Source organism: Arcicella rosea (genome assembly GCF_014204325.1).
Taxonomy (GTDB): Bacteria; Bacteroidota; Bacteroidia; order Cytophagales; family Spirosomataceae; genus Arcicella; species Arcicella rosea_A.
In genome coordinates, this window is record NZ_JACHKT010000061.1 from 1 (window position 1) to 7008 (window position 7008).

A 7008-nucleotide genomic window follows, 5' to 3' on the forward strand; every position below is an offset into this window, starting at 1 on the left:
AGTAAATCACCTCAAATAAAATGAAAAATCCACCCAGAATATGAGTGGATTTTATTATGAATGAATATTGAAAAACAATTTTCAAGGAAAGCCTAGCAAAAATATAAAGCATAAAAAAGCTCGATTTCTAAATTGAAATCGAGCTTTTTTTATGATTTATATAATCGAACTAACGATTAATAATTATCCTTTTAGCAATTAAAAGAGATTCTGTATTTAATCTCAATATGTACTCGCCTTCTGGCAACATCGTAAGATCTAAGGTTCTGCTAGTATCCAAAGAAGTAATTGTACCTCTTCTTACCATTCTTCCTAATAAATCATATACTTCATAAGTTGTATTATTCCAATCGTATCTTGCTTCAATCTTTAAAATCCCATTACTTGGATTCGGATAAATTGATACGCCACGGTCGTCATAATATCTAAAAATGTATTCTTTAGATGCTGGAGAAAAACAAAATTTATCTCCATAGAAAAGTGTTTTATACACATTTTTAGCAATTACACTCAGATTTGCTTCTTCAGTAAACCTAATAGGACTTCCTGAAATTGTATTATTTACCACACCGTTTACTTGCCAAACATATTGGTCTGCTTTGATAGCATTTACTGCAACAGAATAAGGGCTTAAACGAACAATTGAATCTACTTTAGGAGGATTCGGCTTGACTGCTACATAAACATTTGGAGAAATAACAGATTTACAGTTATTTAAATCTGTTTGAAAAGCACGAAATGCGCCAGACTGAGTTACTGTCAGATTCTGAATACCATAACTTATTACTGTTCCATTCTGAGCAGCTAACCATGTCGGCTTATTTCCAGAAGCTAAACTCATCTGCAAAATAGTATTATCTCCATCACAAAATACGCTGTCTTTACTTGTTACAATTGTGGGAGTAATAGGTAATTGATTGACTGTAATTCTCATTGTAGGAGAGTTAATCGAGTAACAATTATTGTTATCAATTGTTCTTACGATATAATTCCCTTGCGTATTGATTCTAATAGCATTGTTTGTAGCACCAGTATTCCATAGGTATTTAACTGCATTTTGAGATGTTGAAGTTAAAACAACGTTGGTATCAGCACAAAATGTAGTTGGACCATTCGGTAAAATACTTGGTGTTGGCGGCAAAGGGTTTACCACAATTCTCAACCCATCAGAACTTGGTGAAAAACACCCTTGGTCATTGATTGTTCTGATAGTATAATTTCCTGAAACATTAATTTTCACGTTCTGGCTACTACTTCCAGTATTCCATAGATAGTTAACTGCCTGAAGAGTAGAAGCATTAAGTACTACATTGGTATCAGCACAAAATGTAGTTGGCCCATTCGGAGTAATAGTTGGCTTTGGAGGTAATGGCTTCACAACAATTTGAACAGCTGGGGAAGTAGGTGAAAAACAACCTTGTGTACTAATCGTTTTAACAGTATAATTACCTGAAGCTGTAATTGTTAAGTTAGGCGTGCTACTTCCTGTACTCCATAGATATTTATTAGCTTGTAAAGTCGAAGAAGCTAGCGTAACATCTGTGTCAGCACAAAATGTAGTTGGTCCACTAGCAGTGATACTTGGTGTTGGTGGCAAAGGGTTTACCACAATTTGAATTCCATCTGAAATTGGAGAAGCACAACCTTGTGAACTTACCGTTGTTACGCTATATGTTCCAGAAGTATTAACTTTGATATTTTGACTGTTACTTCCTGTACTCCAAATATAATTGTTCGCTTGTAAGTTTGATGAGGTTAAAGTAACATCAGTATCTGCACAAAAAGTAGTTGGACCGCCTGCTGTAATGACAGGTTTAGCGGGTAAAGGTTTGTTTGTAGTAATCACGGGTGCTGAAAATCCAGACTGACAGCCAAATTGATTGACAGTTCTAACTGCAAAGCTTCCAGAATTAGAAACTGTTATTGATTTTGATCTACTCCCATTACTCCATTCATATATAGAGGCATCATTGGCATTCAAGGCTACGCTATTTCCATCACAAAAACTTACATCACCACTAGCAGAAATTGATGAAGAAGGAACAGCACTTCCTACAAAAGAAATATATGGAACTTGAATAACATTGCCCACATTATCACGATAACGTGCATAATACGTTTTATCAGTACCTACAGCAAGTGTTGTATTGCGTTGTGTTGAAAATACTCCACTAGCAAAATTAGAACCATTATTTGACCATTGATAGTTTGAGAAGCCATCAGGCAAGCTTACGTTTACTTGGTTATTGCCACAACTAAAAGCTAAATCAGAAATAGTAATTGGTAATTGAGGCTTAGAATTGTTAAAAAAGTTATTATTGAGTGCATTATTCCAAGCAGTAGCAAGTTGTTCTAAACCAACACCGTTAAAATGTACTCCATCTTGTCTGCCAGTAACTTGAATAAGGTCTGTATTGGGTCCTTGAAAAACATTATTGTTAGCTTGATTAATAACAGCTTGTTGCCCTTTTATGACATTAGCATCTGTAACTATTGGTGTACTACAAAAATTACAAGGAGTTGAAGAACCTCCTGAAGTCAAAGAAACTACCCAAGTAATATCTTTTCCAGCATCTGACCTTGATTTGTTAATAACTGTTTGAAGATTTGAACGATATTTTTCACTATCTACTACTAATTTTTGATTAACAAAGAAATTATCTGATTCGCCTTGACACCATAAAACCGAACGTACTCCTAATTGTGATACAAAATAATGTAAAGCATCCGATATATTTTGATAAGGCAAATTGTTTTTGTATTTCTCACCTGTATATGGATTAAGCGGCTCTTTACCATTAGCTGACAATGCCCATTCTTCACTAGAAGTACCTTCAAGCCCTGCATTAAAAAACACAACAGGCACATTTATTTTTTTAACTAATAAATCACCAAGTCTTCCCCAGCACCATCCATTACTCCCTCTTGGTGCTATCCTGCTATTTCCTTCTAATTTTGAAAATGAGGATAAAGTAATATATGAATCTCCAGGAGAATCAATATTTGTTGCAGATGAAAAGCAATTTACTCTATCGTCAGTTGCTCCAATACCTTGAATATAATAAGCTCCTTGGGCATTAGATTGCCCAGCTATCACAAATACTTCCCCAACTCCTACTCTATCTACTCTTGAAGTACCACCAATATTTGCTCCATTTAAGCTTCCTCTTAATTCTAGGCTATACCATCCTTGCTTAACCCTCATCACAGCGTTAAAATTTCCATTGAGCGGCAAAAATTTTATCACTGTCCAATCAACAGCTTCACCTTGTCCAGCTTCGACAGGAATTAAACGGGCTTCTATTTTATCGATTTGCGTAGCGTAAGTACCAGAAACCGTAATCTGAGAAAAGCCCTCTTGATTACGTTGATATACAGCTCTATTTTGCGGTGAAGTAATCTTTATCTGACAATAAATTAAGGTTGGGAAACAGGTTATTAGTATCAGTAAAAGAATTCTTTTGGATAACATCATCAGAATTATTGTTTTGAATTTATCTTATGCAAGGATAATATTGTTTTTATCATAGAAAGCTTATTACTAAATCCATGATAAGTAAAATTACATAATAAAATTTAGATGTGTAGATTTCATGCTAAACGACCTTATCTACTAATCTGTATCATTTTTGAAATTTTAAAATTACTATTCGTCGCTCTTAAAATGTAAGAACCTTCAGGCAAAGTACTCAAATCCAAGAGTTTTTGAGAATTTAACACATCAATCTTAGTTTGTAAAAGCTGTTTGCCATCTATACTGTAAATGGTAATAATCGTATTTTCTAATTCATATCTACTTTCTAAGGTAAATTTCCCATTTGAAGGATTTGGATATACCGACAGCCCTTTATCATTATAAGCTTTTAAATCATAATTAGTTACTTCTGAAATACAAGTTAAAGGATTAACACTTCCTTGAATTTGGTAGAGATTTCTGGCTTGAACTGTATAATTTCCAGCTTCAATTGCTCTGATGACAGTATCTTTTGGAGAAGTAGCCAATACTTTTCCTTCGTACTTCCAAATAAATTCAGTTGGTAATATTGATGTTCTTACACCTAATGTATAAGTTCCTTTTTGAACAATACTTACTGGTGTTGGATTATCTTTTTTGGTCGTCTGAATTACATTGGATGATTTTGACAAACAACCTTTATCATCTCTTACAAAACCTCTAACCAATTCCGTGCCAGTTACTTTTATTAAGAATGGATTGTTGTTGGTAAGAACATTATTTCTTTCCCAAGTAAAAGTGTATTTTTTATTATCTGGTGCTGTCAAGTTAAGGTTAACACTAGCACCATCGCAAAATACCACATCACTCAAAGCATTAATAGTTGGTGGCTTTGGCAAAGGATTAACGAAAGTTGTAATATTATCTTTAGAAATTGGTGATAAACAATTATTAGCCCCACGAGTCTGAACGAAAAATGTTCCTGCTTTTTTTACCACAATACTTTGGCTAGTTTCGCCAGTATTCCATAAATAGTCAGAAGCTCCTTCGTTTGATGAAACCAAAGTAACACTCTGTTCATCACAAAATTCAGTTGAACTATTAAATGAAATAGTAGGTGCTACTGGACGAGATTTTATCGTCAACTTTATTTCATTTGAAACGGGGGATTGGCAAGCATTTTTATCTACAACTCTCAATTTATAAGACCCTTCAGTATTTACGGTAATTGTGTTGGTTGGAGTAATATTCGGATTAGCACCAACCCATTGATAAATAGGGCTTTCAGCTTCGGTTGTACTCTGTATCGAAACACTTGTTCCAATACAAAAATTAACATCATCAATGGCTTTAATTACGGGTGCTTTGGGGGGAGTATTTGCTTTTACAGTAAAGCTCGGTATTTGTATAATATTCCCATTGGCACGAGTAACCTTAGCAATATAATTACCTGCTGGAACATCTACAGTTCTACTAGTATATTGTTTGTAGTTTTCCTCATTAATCCATTGGTATTGTTGGTAGCCTATCGGTAAACTTAATCTTACTAAATCTGCTGATAAGCATTCTAGGGTAATACTTGGAATCGTATCGGCTGAGATTGGCTCAACAGTTTCAAAGAAATCTTTATTATCTACCGTCAAGGTTTTTATCCATGCGTCGGCAACATCATCCAAGCCTTTTCCCAAAAAATGTACACAACGGTCTCTTTCTCCGATAAAATCTACTTGAATATTGTCGGTAAAAGGTCCAGGAAAGATAGGTCTAAGAGACTCCGTTGTAATCGCTTGATTTTGTGCATTTACGATAATTGGAGATGGTTTTGGGGGTGATATGATAGAATCGCAGCCTCGCTGACTTGAATAAGAAGTACGAGCAACTACCCATGCCAGTTTGTTGGTACCTAAATCCTGACGGCTCTTTTTAATTAAACGTTGAAGATTATCCAAATAATTTTCAATAGTTACAGGTGCTGGTCTTCCTTGTGCGATAGCCTCCAGATTAAGTAAATTTTGTGTTTCGCCTTCTATCCAAAGTACTGCTCTAACACCAAGATTGATACCATAATAACGCAAAACAGCATTCAAATTTTCGTATGGAAAGCCAACAGGTAAATATCGAGTAGGCACATCTATATCCTGAAAATCATTGAGCACAGCCATATTAGGGTTTTCTGCACTTTCCCGCCAAGCTCTGACCGAAGCACCACCCCAACCTGTATTGAAAAACATAATCGGTACGTTCAGTTTTGAAGCTAAGGCATCCCCAACTTTTCCCCAATAATATGGTCCAAGACCAAGTGGACCAATCGTAACTTTTTTACTTAATTGAGAAAACTGTATGATTGAAAAATTAGAAGTTGTATAGGTAATATAACTTGTATTTTGAGGGTCGAACGCTGTTTTGTAAATGTTATCATCAAAATCTTTCAAAAAATCCGCACAGTTTACTCTATCGTCAGAAGCAGGGGTTTCGTTTGCAGAACGCAAGCCACTTCCTCCTGCATTTGATTGTCCAGCAATTACAAATACTTCGCCAACACCTACTTTTTCTATCTTTGAAACAGTTCCTACCACTTTACCTCTTAAAAGCCCTCTTACTTCCAGAGAATACCAACCACCTTTTACCGTAATTGAGCCTTTAAATAAGCCTCCGAGCGGATTAGCTTTTAATAATGTCCAATCTATCGCAATACCTTGTCCACTTTTTACAGGAACCATTCGTATTTGAATTGTATCAATTGGTTGAGAATAAGTACCCGCTACAGTAACAATAGCTTCGTTTTTCAAATTACGTTGAAATACTTGTCTGAGTACAGGAGAAGTAATTGTAATTTGACCAAACAATAATGTAGGAATACTGATGAGCAAAAATATCAGTAACAATCTATTAAACATATTCACTGAATTTAAAGATAAAACTGTTTGTGAAGTATATGACGCAATTAGTAAAAAAAGCGTTGCCTTGGTTATCAAGAATCGATGTGTAATCGTAGAAAAATCCTACAAAAGTACAGAAAGCATCCCATAATCTGAGATGCTTTCTGTACTTTATTTGAAAATTCATATTATACAATTAAGAGAAAAGCTACACGACAACCAACCTTTTTTGAATTTTAGAGTATCTGAATTTTGTAATCATAACAGTACACACAAAAAATTACTTAATTTTAACTACTCAAATAAATTAATAGCCAATGAATTCTTTGAAAGAAAACCTGTTTGTAAAAAATAGTTCAGTATTAAGTCCATTTAAACTAATCAGTATTCTATTATTTTCATGTCCAATACTTTTATTTTTTATTGTTTTTTCACCTTCTCTACTGATTTCCCATTCAACGACGACATCGTATTAAATAACTTTCTTTTACTTCACGAAAGGCTGAGTTTTAGTGAAAAAGTACTTTCCTTTTTTCAACAGTATAATGAACACAGAATAGCTTATACAAAGCTAATAATGTTTTTGGCTCAACCCTTAAACTGGGCTGATGATTAAACATTGTTGATAATTTCTCAAATCTGGCGTTAAAAGTAGTTGAAAAGTTTCTTGTAAAG

Annotated in this window: 2 protein-coding genes; both read right to left on the reverse strand. The window is 34.4% G+C overall.

Annotated elements, in window-relative coordinates; translation table 11 throughout:
- Nucleotides 1-169: 169 nt before the first annotated feature.
- A complete protein-coding gene (locus HNP25_RS21455) occupies nt 170-3475 on the reverse strand; it encodes a T9SS type A sorting domain-containing protein (protein WP_184137799.1) in 3306 nt (1101 codons plus the stop codon).
- Nucleotides 3476-3606: 131 nt separating this feature from the next.
- Entirely contained in the window at nt 3607-6351 is a 2745-nt protein-coding gene (locus HNP25_RS21460; RefSeq protein ID WP_184137801.1) for a T9SS type A sorting domain-containing protein, read from the reverse strand.
- Nucleotides 6352-7008: the final 657 nt, after the last annotated feature.

What these genes read in the sequence shown, in the direction of transcription:
- HNP25_RS21460 (WP_184137801.1), bottom strand. Translation starts at nt 6,351, where the DNA reads ATGTTTAATAGATTGTTACTGATATTTTTGCTCATCAGTATTCCTACA.
- HNP25_RS21455 (WP_184137799.1), bottom strand. Translation starts at nt 3,475, where the DNA reads ATGATGTTATCCAAAAGAATTCTTTTACTGATACTAATAACCTGTTTC.